This is a genomic window from Paeniglutamicibacter sulfureus (assembly GCF_030512175.1).
Classification (GTDB): domain Bacteria; phylum Actinomycetota; class Actinomycetes; order Actinomycetales; family Micrococcaceae; genus Paeniglutamicibacter; species Paeniglutamicibacter sulfureus.
In genome coordinates, this window is sequence record NZ_JAULBL010000001.1 from 469,284 (window position 1) to 488,760 (window position 19,477).

Here is a 19,477-nt window from a genome sequence, read left to right on the forward strand (position 1 = left end):
GGGGCGACCGGAATCATGCGTTCCAGGTAACCGCCACGATTCCCAGCACATCATCCAAACTCATGCCCGCATTGCGCGCGGCTGCCACAAGACGCCGAACTTCCCTCAAGGCCGGTGCATCGAGCAGCTGGCCGGGATTCACGCGAGTACCGTTGGCGCGTCCAGTGCGCACCAGTCCTGCAGCCTCCAGTTCCTTGTAGGCCTTGGCCACGGTTCCGGCGGCAACCCGCAGGTCGCCGGCCAACTGGCGCACCGAGGGCAACCGTTCGTCCGCATCCAGCTCCCCCGACTGGATCAGTGCCGCTATTTGCGCACGGACCTGTTCGGCGGGTCCGCTGGGATGCGACGCGTCCAGGGTGATCATGCAATGGCCCCGGCCGTCGCGGGGAACCGCAGCGGGCGCACAGTAGCCCCCACCCACCCCAGCAACCGCACCAGCAGGACGGCGCCAACAATCAGCAGCAACAACGCGACCACAGCCATGGCCAGCGCCAGCGCGCTCAACAATGGATCCGCAGTCATGCCGGGCACGCGGCCTTCGTCGAGGACCTGGCCCACGATGTAGGGCGCGTTCATTCCGGATCCGTGCAGGGCCGAGGCCGCGAACAGCAGCAAGGGCGCGACCTGGAAGCAGAGCATCGCGCTGAAGCCCGTGCTGATGACGTAGCCGACATTGGTCCGCACCGCATCGTCGAAGGCACGCAGTCGCAGCCCGCGCATCCGCGGGCGACGGGCATTGGAACTCAGTGCCCACAGGCCCAGCCCGGCTCCCACCAACAGCAGCGCCAGCACCGGGAGTCCGTAGTACCACCCCGGAAAGGGCCCAATGGATCCGGCTCCCAGCTGGACTTGGGTCACGACCATGTCTTGGTCAAGTTCCACGCCGCCGGCTGATACATACGGGAGGTTGCGGAAGCGCCCCCGCTCGTCCGGTCCCGACAGGATGCCTGCAAGGATGAGACCCGCGGCCGATGCCCCGAGCAGCACAGCCGGCATCACGATCCCCCATGCCGGGCCGAACATTCCAGTCGAGCGCGGCGTCAGTTCGGCGCTGGTGTGCAGCGACGATTCCGGGGAGATGTCCGAGAACTCGTGCGGGAGGCGCCAGGCCACGAAGACCAAGGAGGCCAGGATCCACATGCATGCGGGGGCGGCGGCAAGGGGCAGCCCGGCCGCACCAGGGTATTCCGCGTGAAGGACCAACGCCGCGGCGCCGCCCAAGGCCATCACCGCCAGTGCCGCGACGGTGCGTGCCCGCAGGCTCCGCAGCACCCTGCCTGCGTTGGCCCGCTCGACGAAGGTGCCGGCGGCGGCAAGCGACAGCAAGTCGGAGCGTTTCTGGGTGACGATGTTTCGTCTGACCAGCAGGACGATGCCGACCGAGAAGCCAAGGAGCAGCAGTAGGGCGAATCCGTTGACCATGGTGGCTCCCGTTGTTGGACCGGGAGCCAAACAGCCACCCGCTTGTATCAATAAAGTAATACAAACAGGTGGCCGCTTCTTGTGTCAATGGGAAGGTACAAAAAACCTAGATTTTTGCACCCTTAAGCACGACATGGCTCAGGAACTCGTGCACATGGGACATTTCCTGCGCGTTCACCGAGTGGAACATGTTGGTATAAAGCACCTTGGTGACGTGGACGTCACTAGTCGCCCAGGCATGGGTGTATTCGATCTTGTCCTGCGTGATGACCGGATCGGCCTGGTCCCTTCCCCAGAACACCGGCTTCCGCATTTCCTTGAGCTTCTCGTCCTGGAAGAAGCCCTCGCCCTCTTCCGGCACGGCAAAACCGGAAAGGCCGATGACCGTGGAGATCGCATCGGGTTGGTGCCGTAGCAGGGACGTCGCCACGGCCATGCCCATGGAGAATCCCAGTAGGCTCACCGATGAATGCTGCTTGCTGACCGGCTCAAGCCAGGACCACAGGTCGGCAATGGAGTTCTTGACGGCATCAAACGAATAATCCAGGTCCTGCATCAGCGGGAACCAGGTGTATCCAGGACCCAAGGACTGCGGGGCCCGAACCGAGACAATGGTGAATTCCTCGGGCAACATGGGGGCCAACCCCATGAGGTCCTCTTCATTGGAGAGGTAGCCGTGCAAAAGCACCAGCAGCGGGGTGCCGGCGCGTTCGGATTCCGGACGGGACCAAATGACAGTGGGGTTCCAACTTGTTTCGCTCACCAGACCAGTCAAGCAGAAGAAAGCAGCATTCGGCGATCCACCAAGAAAGCTACGCTTAGGTAACTTACGTATTCTTTGATAAGAAGATCTTCGTGAACAACGTGATTGAAACACCTTCCGCAGCTTCGACCCCACCGAGCACCGGAAGGCATCCGTGGAGTCGCTACGTCGCCCTGGGGGATTCCTTCACGGAAGGCGTTGGCGATGACGACCCCCGCAGCCCCGGGAACTACCGCGGCTGGGCCGACCGGGTTGCCGAACAGCTCAGCGAGGGTGTCAATGATTTTGCCTATGCCAACCTGGCCATTCGGGGACGACTCATCACCCAGATCTTTGACGAGCAGGCGGGGCCCGCACTGGAGCTGAAGCCGGACCTCATCAGCTTGTGCGCCGGCGGCAACGACGTGATTCGCCCGGGCGGCGACCCTGATGCCATCGCCGACAAGCTCGACGCGCTCATGCGGGTATTGGCCACCTCAAATGCCACGATCCTGCTTTTCACCGGTCCCGATATCCGAGACACCCCCGTATTGGGCGGAATCCGGGGCAAGGTTGCCATTTACAACGAAAACGTGCGCACGATCGCGGCCCGCTACGATGCGGTGGTGGCGGACATGTGGTCGCTGCGCGAGTTGCACCAACCGCGCATGTGGGCGGATGACCGATTGCATTTCTCGCCTCTGGGCCACCACACCATCGCGGCAATGGCTCTGGATGCACTGAACGTCCCGCACCAGCTGAAACAGCTCGAACCGTCCGAGGCCGAGATCAAGAACTGGCGCGATGCCCGCCGCGACGACCTGATTTGGGCGCGCACGCACCTGGCGCCATGGGTACTGCGCCGCCTCCGCCACCAGTCCTCCGGTGACGGCGTCCTGCCGAAACGACCGCTCGCCACTCCCTTTACCGAGCAGCCGCCCAACTCGTCCCTCGGCAACGGTCCCGCGATCTGAGCCCCTCGGCGACAGGGTCCGCGTGTTGCCACGGTTATACCCTGCGAGATGAAAATTCGCAGGCGCGCCTGAAGTCCATTACCGACCAGGATCCGCGCACAGCCTGAATTGCATCTCCCAACCGGACCATGCCCCTTGAGCTACCCGGCGTCGGCCTGAATGTCGGGTTCCCGGACGAAAACGCGCTCGCCCAGGGCATCGCCAAGTTGCTCGATGTCGGTGAGGAAGCCATCGTGGCCAATCGGCGAGGTGATGTACTGGACCTTGCAGGGATTCGGCAGCAACGCGGCAAGTCGCTCAGACTGCTCGGGCCAATACAGGCGGTCCGAATCCACGGCAGCCACCAGGACATTTACCTCTGCCAGTCGCGCAAGGGCGGCCTCGATGGACTCGTGGCCCCTGGCAATGTCATGGCTCATGAGGGCCTCGGTCAGCACCAAATAGCTGTTGGCGTCGAAGCGGCCCACCAACTTGCTTGCCTGGTGGTCAAGGTAGCTTTCCACCTGGTATCGACCGCGGTCAAGACCGGGACTTGAGACAGGCAGTTCGTCGCCCTGCGGCATCCGCCCGAACCGAACGTCGAGTTCCGTCGCTGTCCGGTAGGTGATGTGGGCAATCCGCCGGGCAATCCCCAACCCGGCCGACGGAATGAGCTCGTTGGCGTAGTAATCGCCGCCGGCGAACTCCGGGTCCAACTTGATGGCGGCGGTCTGCGCCTGTGCGAAGGCGATCTGCTCGGCCGAGGACTCGGCCGAAGCCGCCACCACCACGCAGTTCCTGACGCGTTCAGGGAATTCGACGGCCCACTCCAGGGCACGGGCACCGCCCATGGATCCACCCAGCACCGTGTGCCACGCAGCGATACCCAGCTCGTCGGCCAGGCGTGCCTCCAGCCGCACCGAATCCTTGATGGTCGTGAAGGGGAACCGTGATCCCCAGGGGACCCCGTCCGGGTCAAGGCTGGCCGGGCCGGTGCTGCCGGAGCAACCGCCGACCATGTTGGCTGCAACCACGAAATATTTATCGGTGTCCACCGTCTTGCCCGGTCCCACAAATCCGTCCCACCAGCCGGGTTCCGTCGAGGCTCCACGGGCGACATGGCTATCGCCTGTCAGTGCATGGGCGATGAGGACGGCGTTGGAGGCATCTGCATTCAGCGTGCCCCAGGTCTCGTATCCCAGTACGATTTCCGGCAGCGTCGCCCCGGTCTCGAACGTATAGGAACCGGTTTTCAGGTGCTGCAGGATGCCGTCGGGGGCATAGTCCAACGCCGCTGCCGTTTCTGCGTCATAAAGGACCACGTTTGTCTCCACACTCACCGGGTACCCTGAAATTCAACATCGGCAGAGGTGGCCACTGATTCGAAGCCAACCTTCAGGTCGCCGATGATGTCGGCAATATTCTCAATGCCGACGCTCAAGCGGACAAGTCCCGGGGACACGCCTGCGGCAACCTGCTCCTCCTCGGTGAGCTGCGCGTGGGTCGTCGACGCCGGGTGGATAACCAGCGAACGCACGTCGCCCAGGTTGGCGACATGGGAGTGCAGCGTCAGCGCATCGACAAAGCCCTGGCCCGCCTCGCTCCCGCCGGAAATCTCGAACGAAACAATGGCGCCAATGCCCTTGGGTCCATACTTGCGCCCGCGCTCGAACCACGCGCTGGATTCGATCCCCGCGTAGTGGACGCGCTGCACCTGTGGTTGTGTCTCCAGCCATTGTGCAACTTCCACGGCGTTGGAGACGTGGCGCTCCATGCGCAGCGACAGCGTTTCCAGCCCCTGGGCAATCAGGAATGCATTGAACGGGGAAACTGCCGACCCGAGGTCGCGCAACAGTTGCACGCGTGCCTTGAGGACGTAGGCAAGGTTGGCGCCTAGTGCACCGTTGACGCCGAGGTCCCGGGCGAAGACCAGGCCGTTGTACGACTCGTCGGGGGTGTTGAAGCCGGGGAATTTCTGCGGGTCGGCGGCAAAGTCGAAATTGCCCGAGTCAACAATGACACCGGCGATTGCCGTTCCGTGTCCACCGAGGTACTTGGTGGCGGAATGGACCACGATGTCGGCTCCCCACTCGATGGGGCGGATCAGGAACGGCGTGGCCAAGGTGTTGTCAACGATCAGCGGCACACCTGCCTCATGCGCAATGGCGGAAACGGCTTCGATGTCCAGCACGTCCTGGCGCGGGTTGGAAACCACTTCGCCGAAGAACGCCTTGGTGTTGGGTTGGACGGCTGATCGCCAGCCTTCCAGGTCATCCGGGTCCGAAACAAAGGTGACTTCGATGCCCAGCTTGCGCAGCGAGTGCTTGAACAGGTTTTGGGTTCCGCCGTAGAGGCTCGGGCTGGCCACGATGTGGTCTCCGGCCTCGGCAAGGTTCAGGATCGAATAGGTGGTGGCAGCTTGTCCTGAGGCCAACAGCAGTGCGCCAACTCCACCTTCGAGGCTGGCAATGCGCTGCTCAACGGCGTCCTGCGTGGGATTTCCGATACGCGTGTAGATCGGCTCGAGCTCGGCCAGTGCAAAACGTGCAGCGGCGCTTTCGGCGCTCGGAAACACGAATGACGACGTCTGGTAGATGGGCAGTGCTCGTGCACCGGTTGCGGAGTCGGGCTCCTGTCCCACGTGGATCTGGCGGGTTTCAAAGGACCAGTTGTTAGACATATCTTCCCCTTCAAGGATTCTAGGGGGTATGCCCGAAGCCGACTCCGGCTGTGGCCGTGTCTTGGCTGGGGGCATTCCCGCGCTTGTCCCACGTCGTTTTAACGTGGGGCCTGGTCTTCACCCGGGGCACCCCACCGCGGCGGAGGGTTGCCGTTCAGCAAGCCGGGGCTTTCTGCTGAAACTCATGACCTTGTCAATAAGTCTGGCCCAGGGCTTCACATGTTCGCAACCACATCTCAAATTGTGACAAGTTGGCGGCGATCGCACTAGCCGCAGACGTTTAAAACGACCAACTGAAACACAAGTTAGGTCAACCTAAGTCGAGAGCCAGATCACAAAGTGCCATGATGGGCACATGATGAGGCTCGACCATGTAACTTACGCTTGTGGACCCGACGGTCTAGCGGCAACTGCCGCTAGGATCGGCGCGGTTCTTGGACTCGAATCAGTAAAGGGCGGTGTGCACCCACGTTTTGGTACGCGCAATGTCATCTTCCCGCTGAAGAACAACCAGTACCTGGAAGTTGTCGAAGTACTCAACCACCCGTCGTCTGACAAGGCACCGTTTGGCCAGGCCGTTCGCGCCCGCTCCGAACTCGGAGGTGGCTGGATGGGGTGGTGCGTCGCCGTTGACGACTTGGCTCCTGCCGAGGCACGCCTGGGCCGCGGCTCGGTGCCGGGAAACCGGAAATTCCCCGATGGACGGGAACTGACCTGGCGCCAGATCGGCATCAACGGCCTGATTGCGGACCCGCAGGTTCCCTACATGCTTCGCTGGGATGAGGGCACCGAGGATCTGCACCCCTCAAAGGCACTGGATCCTGTGGGGAAAATTTCCTCAATCTGCATCGCCGGCTCCAGCGAACGTGTCGCCGACTGGCTCGGACAACCCGAGCAGTTGCCCGTTGGCGACGTTGTTGTCGATTGGCAAGCGCCGAACGGGACGCCGGGAATCCTTTCGGTAACGTTTGAAACTCCCACGGGTCCCATCACGCTGTAACAAAGCAGTCATGGGAAGCACTAGCAACGTGGGGGTGTCCGGAGGTGATCCGGACACCCCCACATTGATTAATTCCTGGTCTGCTCCGCCGACGGTTACGGCGCCACGCCAAGCGGGGCGTGAGGGATGCCGGTGGGCCGGATTTCCTCGAGACTATCAATCCGGCCGGAAACCGGCAGTCATCGGCGAAAAGTAATCAAACCGTGCTTCAGGATCCCAACCCGATTGCTGTACCCACCAGCGCATAACCGACGAATCCCGCAACGTCCAGGAACGCGTGGGCGATAACCAGCGGCATGACCCTGCCTTTCCTGGAATACACGTAGCCGAACACCACGCCCATGGCGACGTTCCCGATGAACGGGCCAACGCCTTGGTACAGGTGGTAGCTGCCCCGAAGCACGGCACTGGCGCAAATGATGTGCCATTTGCCCCAGCCCAGTCGCCCGAGGCGCTCAAAGAGGTACCCGACGACGATCACTTCTTCCAGGATGCCGTGGCGGATCGCGGAGAAGACCAGAATCGGGACAGTCCACCAATAATCGTCCAATGCTGCCGGCACGATGATCGTGGTCAAGCCGAGCGCACGGCCCACCGCATAGACGCCAAGGGTTCCGATGCCCATGACCAGGAACAACCCGATTCCCCACCCCAGGTCGCGTACCGGCCGCACCAGGTCAAAGCCAAGACTGCCAAACGGATTTCCTCCGGGAATCCGCCAGAGCAGGTAGAACACCAGCATCACCGGCACCAGGGCAAAAAAGATGTCCAGCAGCTGGTAAGTCAGGTCGAAGTACTGGCGTTGGTTCAATGAGTTGTTCAGCGACGTCGTCTGTGAGCCCAGGGGCGCCCGAGTCATCTTGTCGATGAGGTTCACGATGGCGTAGATACCCGATCGGCCGAGGGACAACCCCAGAACAATAAGCAGCTCGATCTTCAGTCCACGGCGCGTAACGGCGTCAGTCATCGATCTCCCCAACACTTCGCCGAACCGGGTGTTTCCCGACGCTTCCAAACCCATGCGTTCGATCCTACGTGTTGATCCTGTGTACCCACACACCTGTTGACCTGGAAGGATGGTTGGTGTGACCCGAGAAGCGCTGCCCCACGAATACGAACTGGCCAACGCCCTTTTCGCGGGCCCGGATTGGAAGGCAGCACGAGTCGATGAGGGCGGACAATTCCACCTCGTGCTGGTGGCCCGCGACCAGGCGGTCATGCGCATGAGTCGCACCGCCGGGGCCGCCGCGGACATGCAACGACGGATGGAGCTGGTTCAGGCGCTGTCGGGCACGTTCAGTTTCCAGTTGCCCACCGCCTTGAGCCAGGTGTGGCACGGAAAGGATTTCTCCGCCGTCATCCAGCGCTACGTCCCGGGTGCCGCGTATCCGCCACACACCGGTGATGTCGTGCGCCTGCGCTCGGTTCTTGAGGAACTCGCTGCCGTCGATGTGCGTCCGTTGGCCAACCTACTGGCGCCGCCGTTTTCCTATCGGGGGCCATGGACCGCGCAGAAGATCGACGCTACCTTGAAGGCCTTGCCCCCGGACCTCGTCGATGCCGCGCGGCGGGTGCTGGACACCATCCCTGCCTTTGAAACGATTCCGGCGTCCCTGGTGCACGGGGACCTCGCCGGGCACAACATGCGCTGGCACGACGGCGAACTTCTCGGCGTCCTGGACTGGGACTTGGCCGCCGCCTGGGACCCTGCATTGAACGCCGCATATCTGGCCTCATGGCACGGCGCGGACGTCCTTGATGCCATTGCCCCGAACCAGGAAGAGGCATGGCGGGCCCGCCTGTGGCTCGGAGCCATGGCTCTGGAGAGCGTCTTCGATGCGTCGCTGAATCCGAACCGGGACATCGGTGCGTTGATTGACAAGATCAGGCCGCGCCTCGTCGCAGCGGCAGCGGCAGCCGGCCACGGTTAGACGGCGTTCGGCCTCAGATCACCGACATAGTCAGGGGCCATTCGCGGGGATGCCGCCCGATCAGGGATGCCGTCCGTGTGGGCGTGCGGCCACGGGAAACGGGTCAGGGATCTACTCGGCGGTGGGCCGTCGCCGCTGTCGTTTCGTTTCCGAGCGCTGGCCCTTCGCTGCCAGACGCCGCTGCTTCGAACCGCGGGTGGGCTTGGTCGCTCGTCGGCGGGCCGGTTCGGGGGCCAGGCCGGAGGCCACCAGTTCTGCGAGTTTGCGCAGGGCGGTATCACGATTGCGAAGCTGGGAGCGCTGCTCCGAGGCCGACACGGTGATCACCCCGTCAATGAGGCGACGCTCCAGGCGGGTGGCCAGCAACATCCGCTGGGTTTCGGTGAGCACCAACGAATCGGTGACGTTCCAGAAGAGTTCGACGCGGCTGTCGGAGGTGTTGACGTGTTGGCCGCCGGGCCCCGAGGAACGTGAGAACCGCCAGCCCAATTCCGCTGCGGGAATCGTGAGCGCGGGCGACACCAACAGATCCATGACTTAAGTGTTGCATGGTGTGACAACGGCCGATGCAACCAGCTCGGTGCCGCCCTCCGGTTCCTGCCACCGTGTCGCGCGTCCGGACACGAAAAAGGAGGCCGGGCTCCGAACCCAGGAATTCCTGGGTTCGCGCCCGGCCTCCCCGGCCTACGCGTTAGTTGGACAGTGCCGCGACGGCTGCGTCGTAGTTCGGCTCGGTGGTGATCTCGGGAACGACCTCGGTGTGCAGGACAGCGCCCTTCTCGTCCAGGACGACGATCGCGCGGGCCAGCAGGCCCTGCATCGGGCCGTCGCCCAGGGTGAGGCCGAATTCGGCGCCGAAATCGGAGCGGAAGGTCGAGGTCGGAACAACGTTTTCGATGCCCTCGGCACCGCAGAAGCGGCCCAGCGCGAACGGCAGGTCGGCCGAGGCGCAAACCACGGCGGTGTTCTCGAGTCCTGCGGCCAGTTCGTTGAACTTGCGGACCGAGGAAGCGCAGACGCCGGTGTCGATGGACGGGAAGATGTTCAGCACGACGCGCTTGCCGCGCAGCTCGGAGCTGGTCACGTTGCCGAGGTCGGCACCGGTGAGCGTGAAGTCAGGAGCGGTTTCGCCAACGGCGGGCAGTTCGCCAACGGTCTGGACAGGGGTACCTTTGAGTGCAGTAATAGCCATGCTCCTTGTTTATCACGAAGGTGCCTCCCATCACGAAGCGTTTCGCTAGAGGCGTCCCGCCGCCAACGTTCCCGCACGGAACACCGGACCAGTGAGGTTCATGCCCGGGCGGTAGGCCAGGTGCGCCACCGAGGGCGCGTTGAGCAACTGGATGTCCGCCCGCTTGCCCACCTCGAGGGAGCCCACCAGGTCCTGTACGCCCAGGGCCAGTGCTCCCCCGTAGGTTGCCGCGACAATGGCCTCTTCGATGCCCAGGTGCATCTGCAATACCGCGGTGGCCACGCAGAACGCCATCGACGAGGTGTAGGAGGTCCCGGGGTTGCAGTTCGACGCCAGGGCGATCTGCACCCCGGCATCGAGCAGTTCGCGGCCCGGTGCCAGGGGCTGGCGGGTCGAGAGGTCGCAGGCCGGCAGGCAGGTCGCCACGGTTCCGGCCGTGCCGCTCCGGGAGCCGGCATCCCAATTTTTCCAGGATCCGGCGAGCGCCGTCACATCCGCTTCATCTAGGTAGTTCACGTGGTCCACGCTGGCGGCTCCGAACTCCACCGCCAGCTGCACCCCGGGGCCGGGGCCCAGCTGGTTGCCGTGGACGCGCAGCCCCAGGCCTGCATCCCGGGACGCTGTGAGGACCTGTCGTGACTGGGCCTCGTTGAAGGCCCCGCGCTCGCAAAAGACATCGGCGAACTGCACGTAGGGCCGCACCCGCTCCAGCATCTCGCCGCAGACCAGGTCCGTGTAGTCCTGCGCGTCCATGTCGGCGGGCACCAGGTGGGCCCCCAGGAACGTCACCTGGTCCACCACGGTGGAGGCGATGCGGGCGTGCCGGGCCTCCTCCTCGACGCCGAGTCCGTAGCCGGTCTTGGTCTCCAGGTAGGTGGTGCCCCCGGCCAGCGCCTCTGCCGCCCGGCCCAGCAGCAGCCGGGTGAGGTCATAGTCGCTGGCGGCCCGGGTGGCGGCGGTGGTCACGGCGATGCCGCCGGCCGCGTAGTCCTGCCCGGCCATGCGGGCGACGAACTCCTGGCTGCGGTCCCCCGCGAAGACCAGGTGCGTGTGCGAGTCGACCCAGCCCGGCAACGCGGCCCGGTGGCCGGCGTCGATGGTTTCGTCGGCGTCGGGTGCTTCGGCGGCTTCCCCGATCCAGGCGATCTTTTCACCGTCAATGAGGATTGCCGCGTCCTTGATGACGGTCTGGGTGGCGTCCGCGGTGAAGATCTCGGACAGGTTGGTGATCAGCGAGGTGCTCATGAAAACTCCGGGTAGGTCTCGAAGAAGGCTGCGTAGAGTTCGGCGGGGTCGCCGAGTCGGGTGTGGATGCCGTTGCCGGCGACCAGTTCCCCGTTGATGTGTACCTCGGCGACGTCGGCGGCCGTGGCGGTGAGCGGAAGCTGGCTGGTGCGCGATCCGGCGGTGCGGACCGAGTCGGTGGCCACGACCAGGTGGTCGTCGTTCTCCGGAAGGCCCAGCGAACGCAATCCTCCTTCCCGTGCGGCGGCGGCAATCTCCACGGGAGAGAACCTCCCGCGCTCTCCGCTGCGCAGCCGCTCCCCGTGTTCGAGGGCGCGCTGTTCCAGGTAGGGATCGAGCACCGCGTGCTGGTCGCTGCCCAGGGCGATGTGGGCGCCCGCATCGGCGAGCTCGCGGGCCGGGCCGATGCCGTCTCCCAGGTCCGCCTCGGTGGTGGGGCACATGACGATGTTTGCCATTCCCCGGCCGAGCGCCTCGATGTCAGCCTCGCCCAGGTGGGTTGCGTGCACTGCGGAGAGCCGTGGCTTGATCAGCCCTGTTTTTTCAAGCAACCCGGTGGGGCTGAGCCCGTAGGCGGCCTGGCAGGCTTGGTTCTCCGCGGGTTGTTCGGACAGGTGGATGTGCAGTGGTTCTTCGCGGTCCAGATGGTGGCGAATGAACTCGAGGTCATCCGGTGCCACTGCCCGCACCGAGTGGATCGCCGCACCCAGGGTGAGCAGCCCGGCGCCCGCATCAAGGTCCTTCAATGCGGTGCCCAGGCGCCCGTGGCGTTCGAGCCACCCGGCGGCGGTCCCGTCACTGAAGCGCCGCTGGGTCTCATCGAGTTCCAGCACGGATCCGTCGGGCCCCAGGCCCCCTTGCAGGTAGCAGGTGTCGAGCAGCACCAGGCGGATGCCCGCGGCCAGGGCTGCCCTCCCCAGTGCGAGTTCCATGGCATGCGGCTCGGAATCCGGGCCGGACGCACCGTAGGGTGTCCCGTCGTTGCGATGGTGCAAGTAGTGGAATTCCCCCACGGCGCTGTACCCGGCGCATGCCATCTCCGCGAAGACGGCGGTGGCAAGCTGCTGGTAGGCGGCCGGGGTCAGCGAGTGCGCGGAGGCGTACATGTGCTCGCGCCAGGTCCAGAAGGTCCCCGCTCCCCCGTGTTCGCCCTCGTGCGTGCGGCCTCGCAGGATCCGGTGGAAGGCGTGGGAGTGCGCGTTCACCGGTGCCGGCACGCGCACGGCGTTCGATGGCAGGCTCACAGCAGGTCCTCCAGCACGTCGGCGAGCGCCGCGACGCCGGCAGCCGCGTCGTCGTGCTCCACGTATTCCTCCGGCGAGTGGCTGATGCCCGAGGGGTTGCGCACGTAGATCATTCCGGAGGGAACCTCGGCGGCGAGAACGCCGGCATCGTGTCCGGCCCCGGTGGGCAGCAGGGGCGCGTTGGGGATGAGCCGGTGCACGGATTTTTCCAGCGCACGGGTCAGCGCCGGGTCGAAGTTCACTGTCCCGGAGAGGGATTCCTCGGTGAGCGCCACCGAGCAGCCCTCGAAGGCGGCGATCTTCTGGGCCTGGCCGTGGATCTTTTCCACCAGCATCGCGGTGACCGCGTCATCGGGGTGGCGCACATCGAGCCAGAGGTCCACCCGCGAGGCAATCACGTTGGTGCCCCCGGGGACAGGTTCGAGCCGGCCCACGGTGGCCCGGGCATCGGCCTGGGCGCGCGCGAACTCGCGGACCTTCACCACCAGCTGCGCGGCGGCGACCATGGGGTCGGCGCGGTCCACCATCAGCGTGGTGCCGGCGTGGTTTCCCTGACCGGAGAAGCTCAACCGCCAGCGCCCGTGCCCCAGGATGGAGCTGCCGATGGCCACCGCCGGTCCGCGTCCGGCGGCGTCGGTGTGTTCCTCGGTGTTCAGCCCGCGCCCCTGCTCCACGTGCAGCTCGATGAAGTCACCGATGCTAGCCAGCGCCGCCTCGTCCCTGCCCATGCGTGCAGGGTCAAGGCCGTTGGAGGAGGCAACGTCGGCGAAGGTGTTCCCGTCGGCGTCGCGCAGGTTCAGCGCCTTGGAGGGGTCGATGGCCCCGGTGAGCAGCCTCGAGCCCAGGCAGGCCACGCCGAAGCGCGAGCCCTCCTCTTCCGGGAAGACGGTCAGGGCCAGGGCCCGGTTCCGCTGCAGCGAGCCTTCGGACTCGCGCGCCGCCAGCACGTCGAAGGCGGCCAAGGCGCTGGCCACCCCGAGCGGGCCGTCAAACGCCCCGCCCCCGGGCACCGAGTCCAGGTGGGAGCCGGTGACCAGGGCGCCGCGGCGAGAGGCCTCGTCCTTGGGCGAGCCGGGCGTATCCCACCAGGCCCAGATGATGCCGTTGGCGTCGGTGGAAACCTCCAGGGACCGGGCTTTGGCCTCGGCCATGAACCATTCGCGCAGCGTGGTTTCCGCCGATGAATACACGGGGCGCGAGTAGCCCCCGCGGGTGTTGTCGCGACCGATGTCGTTGATGGCCGCCAGCAGCGAGTTGACGGTGTGGGTTTGCACGTTCATGATTCCTATCTGCCGACCATGAGGAAGGCAACGGGGCTGGCGATGAGCAGGGTCAGGGCGACGCGCTGGGCCCAGATGACGACCAGGTGCCAGACCTTCAGCGGGATCCGGGTGGCCAAGATGCACGGCACCACGGCCGAGAAGAAGATGATGGCAGAGACACACACTACCCCGATGACCAGGCGCAGGTGCTCGGATTCGTGGCCCGCCACCACGGTGGCCGGCAGGAACATCTCGGCGATGCCCACGGCGGAGGCCTTGGCTGCCAGCACCGGATCGGGCAGGCCCACGGCCCAGGTGATCGGCACGAAGATGTAGCCCAGCCAGTCGAAGATCGGGGTGAAGCGGACCAGCAGCAACCCGATCAGCCCCACCGAGAGGATCGAGGGCAGGATCGCCATGGCCATGAGCAGCCCGTCGCGGAAGTTCACCCAGATGTTGCGCCCCAGCGAGGGAGCGTCAGCGAGCGTGCCCATGGCCTCGTTCCACGCGGTGGCCAGGCGGCGGGTGGTGACCTTCTCCTCCGGGGAGGCGACGGCCTGCGGGTAGTAGTCGTCCTTGATGCGGCTGAGCGGGGGAAGCCGCACGCAGATGGCGGTGACCAGGAAGGTGACGCCGAAGGAGAGGAAGAAGTAGGGCAGCCACAGGTGCATGATGTCCAGCGTCTTGGCCACGATCACCATGAAGGTGACCGAGACGGTGGAGAACCCGGTGGCGATGATGGCCGACTCCCGGGCGGTGTAGCGCCCGGACTGGTACATCCGGTCGGTGATCAGCAGGCCCAGCGAGTAGCTGCCCACGAAGGAGGCGACGGCGTCGACGGCCGAGCGGCCCGGGGTGCGCCAGATCGGGCGCATGACCCGCTGGACCAGCACGCCGACGAATTCCATCAGCCCGTAGCCCACCAGCAGCGCCAGGAAGATGGCCCCCACCGGAACGATCATACCCACGGGGATCACGAGCTTGTCGAAGAGGAAGGGTCCCAGGTCCGGTTCAAAAAGCAGCGCCGGGCCGGCCTTGAACACCAGCATGGTGCCGACCACCAGGCCGATGATGTTCAGGAACGCGAACACCTTCTTGATGCCCGACTCGCGCCACCGCCCGGAGGCGAAGGGGTAGATCGTCCCGGCAAGGATGAGCGCCAGGGCCACGAAGCGCACCGCGTCGCCGAGGCCCGCGATGATCCAGCCGACCAGATGGTCCAGCGGGATCGTCTCCTTGCCGCCGATGGTGATCGGGATGAAGAACATGAACACGCCGATGAGGCTGTACACGAAGAATCGCCACTTGCCCCGCGGCTGCGCGGAGGTGCGTTGGACATCGAGCTCGGTGTTGTTCGTTCCAGACATGGGAGTTGTCCTTTTCGAGTGGGAGTGGGGGGCTTATTGGGCCATCGGGATGCGTACGCCGCGCTCCTGCGCGACCTCGATGGCGCGCTCGTAGCCGGCATCCACGTGGCGGATCACGCCCATGCCGGGGTCGTTGGTCAGCAGCGCCTCCAGCTTGGCCGCGGCCAGCTCGGAGCCGTCGGCGAGCGAGACCTGTCCGGCGTGGATGGAGCGGCCGATGCCGACCCCGCCGCCGTGGTGGATCGAGACCCAGGTGGCACCGGAGGACGTGGCGGTCAGGGCGTTGAGCAGCGGCCAGTCGGCGATGGCGTCCGAGCCGTCCTTCATGGATTCGGTTTCGCGGTACGGGGATGCCACGGAACCGGAGTCGAGGTGGTCGCGGCCGATCACGATCGGCGCTGAGACCTTGCCCTCGGCGACCAGCCTGTTGAACAGCACCCCGGCCTTCGCGCGGTCGCCGTAGCCCAGCCAGCAGATGCGCGCCGGCAGGCCCTCGAATTCGACATGTTCCTGGGCCGCATTGAGCCAGCGGTGCAGGTGCTCGTTTTCCGGGAAGAGCTCCTTGAGCGCCTCGTCGGTGACGCGGATGTCCTCCGGATCCCCGGAAAGCGCCACCCAGCGGAACGGGCCAAGGCCCTCGCAGAAGAGCGGACGGATATAGGCCGGGACGAAGCCCGGGAACTCGAACGCCCGGTCGTAGCCGCCTTGGCGAGCCTCGTCGCGGATGGAGTTGCCGTAGTCGAAGACCTCGGCGCCGAGGTCCTGGAAGCCGACCATCGCCTCCACGTGGCGGGCCATGGAGGCCTGGGCCTTCTTGGTGAAGCCCTCCGGATCGGCCGTGGCCTCGGCGTCCCACTGTTCAAGCGTGTATTCCACCGGCAGGTAGGACAGCGGGTCGTGCGCGCTGGTCTGGTCGGTGACGATGTCGAAGGAGACCTCGCCGGCCTGCTGGCGGCGCAGCAGCTCCGGGAAGACCTGCGCGGCGTTGCCGACGTAGCCCACCGAGAGGCCCCGGCCCTCGCTCTTCGCGGCGGTGACCTTGGCGATGGCCGCGTCCAGGTCCAGCTCGACGTCGTCAAGGTAGCGCTTGCCCAGACGGCGGCGCAGGCGCTCCTCGGACACGTCGACGATCAGCACTGCTCCGCCGTTCAGCGTGACGGCCAGCGGCTGGGCCCCGCCCATGCCGCCGCAGCCTCCGGTCAGGGTCAGCGTGTTGGCCAGCGTGCCGCCGAAGCGCTTGGCACCGATGGCCGCAAAGGTCTCATAGGTTCCCTGCAGGATGCCCTGGGTGCCGATGTAGATCCAGGACCCGGCGGTCATCTGCCCGTACATCATCAGGCCCTCGGCCTCCAGCTTGCGGAATTCGGGCCAGGTGGCCCAGTCCCCGACCAGGTTGGAGTTGGCGATCAGCACCCGCGGCGCCCACTTGTTGGTGCGGAAGACCCCGACCGGCTTGCCGGACTGGATCAGCAGTGTTTCGTCCTCTTCCAGGTCCGTCAGCGTCTTGATGATCGCGTCGTAGGCTTCCCAGGAACGGGCGGCGCGTCCGGTGCCGCCGTAGACGACCAGGTCCTCGGGGCGCTCGGCGACCTCCGGGTCCAGGTTGTTCATCAGCATGCGCAGCGGGGCCTCGGTGGCCCAGGACTTGGCGGTCAGCATGGTGCCGCGCGGGGCGCGAATCACGCGCGAGGGATCGTGTTGGGTGAAGCTCATGGAATGGTTCTCCTTGTCGGTGGTGCCAAATCTGGTGGTGCCCTGTGGGTTGTCGCGGGGTCGCTCGAAGGGCAGGGTGGGGTTGGTGCTCCGGCTAACTGCCGACTGCGGTGCCCAGCAGCGCATGGGCCTCGGCGGCAACCAGCTGCCCGATGCGTTGAATCTCCTCCGGGTTCATCCGGTAGCTGGGTGCCACCACGGATATCGCGGCAACGGGTCCGCCGTCCACGGCCGCTCCCGGTGCCCCGAGCTGCCGCAGCGGAGCGGCGATGGCCGTGACGTCTGCCTCGACACCCTTGTCGGAAACCACGTACCCGGCATCCGGGGTGTTTCCGGCGAACACGACTCCCAGGCTTGAGCCGGCCAGCGGGACGCTGCGGCCCACCCAGGAAGCATGGCGCACCGAGTGGGTGCCCTCGGCGATGGCCAGGTACACGGCGTGGTCGCTTCCCGTGCCCTGGTGTCCGCGCACCGAAAGGTAGGCGGATTCGCCGGTCGCGTCGACCAGTCGCTGCAGCGCCGGCGCTGCCAGGTGGATCAGCGATTCGTGGCTCAGCGCCTGGGCGCCAAGCTGCACGAGGCGCAGGCCGGGCCGGTATTCGCCGTCCGCGTCCTTGCGCACGAAACCGCTGTTCTCCAGGGTGCGCAGCAGGCGCAGGGCCGTGGAGGCCGAGAGTTCGGTGCCGCGGGAGACCTCGGCCAGCGATACGGCCCCGGCATCGCAAACCGCCCCCAGAAGTTGCAGGGCTCGTTCCACTGTTCGGGTTGCCGGTTCTGCCACGGTTTTCCTCCATGTTGGTGATTCGGTGTGTGGAACCGCTCTCAGGAGCGTGCCGTTGGGCGCTCCCGGGCAAAATTCCCGTCCCCAGGGCTTGCCCCGGGACCACGTGATGCGTTTCACTTATTGAAACGCTAATTTCATCCCTTGGCAAGTGTTTGCGAGAGCCGGATCACACGGCACCTCAAAAGCCCCGCCTGTCAGAAGGAAAAATCCATGAATCCCAACGCCACCATTTCCACCGGCGCCGTCACCGTCTCCACCGGGGCATTGCTTCCGCACGATGTCGTCAAGGTCGCCCGCCACCTGGCCCCGGTCGAGCTTTCCTCCGAGTCGCTCGATGCCATGGCTGAATCCCGCACCGTCATCGACGCGCTGGTCACCGACACGGTCCCGCACTACGGCGTTTCCACCGGGTTCGGCGCACTGGCCACCAAGCAGATCCCGATCGAGCTGCGCGCCCAGCTGCAGCGCTCGCTCATCCGCTCGCACGCCGCCTCCTCCGGCGCGGAGGTGCCCCGCGAGGTCATCCGCGGGCTCATGCTCAACCGCCTCTCCACCATGGCCACCGGCCGCACCGGCGTGCGCCCGGTCGTCGCCCGGGCCTACGCGGAGCTGTTGAACGCTCAGATCACCCCGGTCATTGGCGAATACGGCTCGCTGGGCTGCTCCGGGGACCTGGCCCCGCTCTCGCACTGCGCCCTGGCCGTCATGGGCGAGGGCAAGGTCCGCAATGCCGCCGGCGAACTCGTCGATGCCTCCGCGGCCCTGGCAGCGGCCGGCATCGAGCCGGTCGTGCTGGCCGAGAAGGAAGGCCTGGCGCTGATCAACGGCACCGACGGCATGCTCGGCATGCTGCTCATGGCCGCCGCCGACCTGCGCGACCTGGTGACCATCGCGGACCTTTCCGCCGCCATGAGCGTCGAGGGCCTGTTGGGCACCGACGATGTCTTCGCCGCCGACCTGCATGCGCTGCGCCCGCACCCGGGACAGATCGACTCCGCCGCCAACATGCGCGCAGTGCTCGCCGGCTCCGCGCTGCTGGCCGAACAGAAGGCCGGGGCGCACAAGTTCACCCGCGTGCAGGACGCCTACTCGCTGCGCTGCGCCCCGCAGGTCCACGGCGCGGTGCGCGCCACCCTGGCCCACGCCGAATCCGTCGCGTCCATCGAGTTGGCCTCGGCCATCGACAACCCGGTGGTCACCATGGACGGCCGCGTCGAGTCCAACGGAAACTTCCACGGCGCACCGATGGGCTACGTGCTGGACTTCCTGGCCATCGCCGTTGCGGACCTAGCCTCGATCTCCGAGCGCCGCACCGACCGCTTCCTGGACACCGCCCGCAGCCACGGCCTGAACGCCTTCTTGGCCGACGACCCGGGGGTCGACTCCGGGCACATGATCGCCCAGTACACCGCGGCCGGCATCGTCTCCGAGCTCAAGCGCCTGGCCGTTCCCGCCTCGGTGGACTCCATCCCGTCCTCCGCCATGCAGGAGGACCATGTCTCCATGGGCTGGCACGCCGGGCTCAAGCTGCGCAAGGGCATCGACGGGCTCGCACGCGTGCTGGCCATCGAATTGCTCACCAGCTCCCGCGCCCTGGACATGCGTGACGGAGGCCTTGCCACCACCAAGTCCTCCCCCGTCATCACCGCGGTGCGCGAGGCGATCCGCACCAAGGTCGAGGGCCCGGGCACGGACCGCTTCATCTCCCCGGAAATCGAGTCCGTATTCCAGCTGATCACCGACGGCTCGTTGCTGGCCGCCGCGAACTCGGCCGCCGGCAGCCCACTGGCCTAACTAGCTCCCCCGCCGCCGAACAAATGGATCATTTGATGGAAAATGAACGGAACCGGGCATTGCTCCCCGGCAGCGTCGTGGCCTACTCCAAACTGCGTCCGGCGCCTTGGCGCAACGACGGCGGGGTGACCCGGTTGTCATTTTTCGA

General features: G+C 65.8%; 18 protein-coding genes and 1 riboswitch. Of the genes, 4 read left to right on the plus strand and 14 right to left on the minus strand.

What is annotated here, in order from left to right; all coding sequences use genetic code 11:
- Positions 1 to 13 precede the first annotated feature (13 nt).
- The 3 genes from Q2T94_RS02085 to Q2T94_RS02095 all read right to left on the minus strand — a co-directional run bounded on the left by Q2T94_RS02085 (position 14) and on the right by Q2T94_RS02095 (position 2,185).
- Positions 14 to 364 (minus strand): GntR family transcriptional regulator, encoded by a 351-nt coding sequence (locus tag Q2T94_RS02085; RefSeq protein ID WP_264268131.1) that lies wholly within the window; start codon positions 362 to 364, stop codon positions 14 to 16.
- Entirely contained in the window at positions 361 to 1,422 is a 1,062-nt protein-coding gene (locus Q2T94_RS02090; RefSeq protein ID WP_302262704.1) for a hypothetical protein, read from the minus strand. Before Q2T94_RS02090 ends, Q2T94_RS02085 begins: the two co-directional genes overlap by 4 nt.
- A 106-nt stretch (positions 1,423 to 1,528) precedes the next feature.
- A complete protein-coding gene (locus tag Q2T94_RS02095) occupies positions 1,529 to 2,185 on the minus strand; it encodes an alpha/beta hydrolase (protein WP_302262705.1) in 657 nt (218 codons plus the stop codon).
- Positions 2,186 to 2,277: 92 nt separating this feature from the next.
- Between Q2T94_RS02095 and Q2T94_RS02100 the strand changes: the two genes are divergently transcribed.
- Entirely contained in the window at positions 2,278 to 3,138 is an 861-nt protein-coding gene (locus tag Q2T94_RS02100; RefSeq protein WP_264268135.1) for an SGNH/GDSL hydrolase family protein, read from the plus strand.
- 140 nt (positions 3,139 to 3,278) lie between these two features.
- Here Q2T94_RS02100 and metX read toward each other — a convergent pair whose 3' ends face one another.
- A complete protein-coding gene (gene metX, locus Q2T94_RS02105; RefSeq protein WP_264268598.1) occupies positions 3,279 to 4,451 on the minus strand; it encodes a homoserine O-acetyltransferase MetX in 1,173 nt (390 codons plus the stop codon).
- Between the two features lie 2 nt (positions 4,452 to 4,453).
- Positions 4,454 to 5,797 (minus strand): bifunctional o-acetylhomoserine/o-acetylserine sulfhydrylase, encoded by a 1,344-nt coding sequence (locus Q2T94_RS02110; RefSeq protein WP_302262706.1) that lies wholly within the window; start codon positions 5,795 to 5,797, stop codon positions 4,454 to 4,456.
- A 74-nt stretch (positions 5,798 to 5,871) separates the two neighbouring features.
- Positions 5,872 to 5,987: riboswitch (SAM riboswitch) on the minus strand.
- Between the two features lie 165 nt (positions 5,988 to 6,152).
- On the opposite strand from Q2T94_RS02110, the gene Q2T94_RS02115 reads away from it, so the two are divergent.
- Positions 6,153 to 6,797, plus strand: a complete 645-nt coding sequence (locus Q2T94_RS02115) for a VOC family protein (protein ID WP_264268137.1) — start codon at positions 6,153 to 6,155, stop codon at positions 6,795 to 6,797.
- A gap of 208 nt (positions 6,798 to 7,005) precedes the next feature.
- Here Q2T94_RS02115 and Q2T94_RS02120 read toward each other — a convergent pair whose 3' ends face one another.
- The gene (locus tag Q2T94_RS02120; protein ID WP_302262707.1) at positions 7,006 to 7,764 is read right to left on the minus strand and encodes a CPBP family intramembrane glutamic endopeptidase; all 759 of its coding nucleotides are present in this window, start codon (positions 7,762 to 7,764) and stop codon (positions 7,006 to 7,008) included.
- A gap of 118 nt (positions 7,765 to 7,882) precedes the next feature.
- On the opposite strand from Q2T94_RS02120, the gene Q2T94_RS02125 reads away from it, so the two are divergent.
- A complete protein-coding gene (locus Q2T94_RS02125) occupies positions 7,883 to 8,728 on the plus strand; it encodes a phosphotransferase family protein (RefSeq protein ID WP_302262708.1) in 846 nt (281 codons plus the stop codon).
- A 111-nt stretch (positions 8,729 to 8,839) separates the two neighbouring features.
- Here the strand turns inward: Q2T94_RS02125 and arfB are convergent, their stop codons facing one another.
- The 8 genes from arfB to Q2T94_RS02165 all read right to left on the minus strand — a co-directional run bounded on the left by arfB (position 8,840) and on the right by Q2T94_RS02165 (position 17,532).
- Complete coding sequence (gene arfB, locus Q2T94_RS02130; RefSeq protein WP_264268140.1) at positions 8,840 to 9,262, minus strand: alternative ribosome rescue aminoacyl-tRNA hydrolase ArfB; 423 nt, start codon at positions 9,260 to 9,262, stop codon at positions 8,840 to 8,842.
- A gap of 157 nt (positions 9,263 to 9,419) precedes the next feature.
- Positions 9,420 to 9,920, minus strand: a complete 501-nt coding sequence (tpx, locus tag Q2T94_RS02135; RefSeq protein ID WP_264268141.1) for a thiol peroxidase — start codon at positions 9,918 to 9,920, stop codon at positions 9,420 to 9,422.
- A 45-nt stretch (positions 9,921 to 9,965) separates the two neighbouring features.
- A complete protein-coding gene (gene hutI, locus Q2T94_RS02140) occupies positions 9,966 to 11,165 on the minus strand; it encodes an imidazolonepropionase (RefSeq protein WP_302262709.1) in 1,200 nt (399 codons plus the stop codon).
- A complete protein-coding gene (locus tag Q2T94_RS02145) occupies positions 11,162 to 12,409 on the minus strand; it encodes a formimidoylglutamate deiminase (protein WP_302262710.1) in 1,248 nt (415 codons plus the stop codon). The genes hutI and Q2T94_RS02145 overlap by 4 nt, the downstream gene beginning before the upstream one ends.
- Positions 12,406 to 13,689 carry an allantoate amidohydrolase gene (locus tag Q2T94_RS02150; protein ID WP_264268144.1) on the minus strand — a complete coding sequence of 428 codons (1,284 nt, stop codon included), beginning with the start codon at positions 13,687 to 13,689 and terminating at the stop codon, positions 12,406 to 12,408. Before Q2T94_RS02150 ends, Q2T94_RS02145 begins: the two co-directional genes overlap by 4 nt.
- Positions 13,690 to 13,694: 5 nt before the next feature.
- Entirely contained in the window at positions 13,695 to 15,038 is a 1,344-nt protein-coding gene (locus Q2T94_RS02155; protein WP_302262711.1) for a YjiH family protein, read from the minus strand.
- 33 nt (positions 15,039 to 15,071) lie between these two features.
- The gene (gene hutU / locus Q2T94_RS02160) at positions 15,072 to 16,751 is read right to left on the minus strand and encodes a urocanate hydratase (RefSeq protein WP_302262712.1); all 1,680 of its coding nucleotides are present in this window, start codon (positions 16,749 to 16,751) and stop codon (positions 15,072 to 15,074) included.
- Between the two features lie 94 nt (positions 16,752 to 16,845).
- Positions 16,846 to 17,532: an IclR family transcriptional regulator gene (locus Q2T94_RS02165; protein ID WP_264268147.1), complete on the minus strand. Its 687-nt coding sequence runs from the start codon at positions 17,530 to 17,532 to the stop codon at positions 16,846 to 16,848.
- A gap of 213 nt (positions 17,533 to 17,745) precedes the next feature.
- Between Q2T94_RS02165 and hutH the strand changes: the two genes are divergently transcribed.
- A complete protein-coding gene (gene hutH, locus Q2T94_RS02170) occupies positions 17,746 to 19,329 on the plus strand; it encodes a histidine ammonia-lyase (protein ID WP_302262713.1) in 1,584 nt (527 codons plus the stop codon).
- Positions 19,330 to 19,477 lie beyond the last annotated feature (148 nt).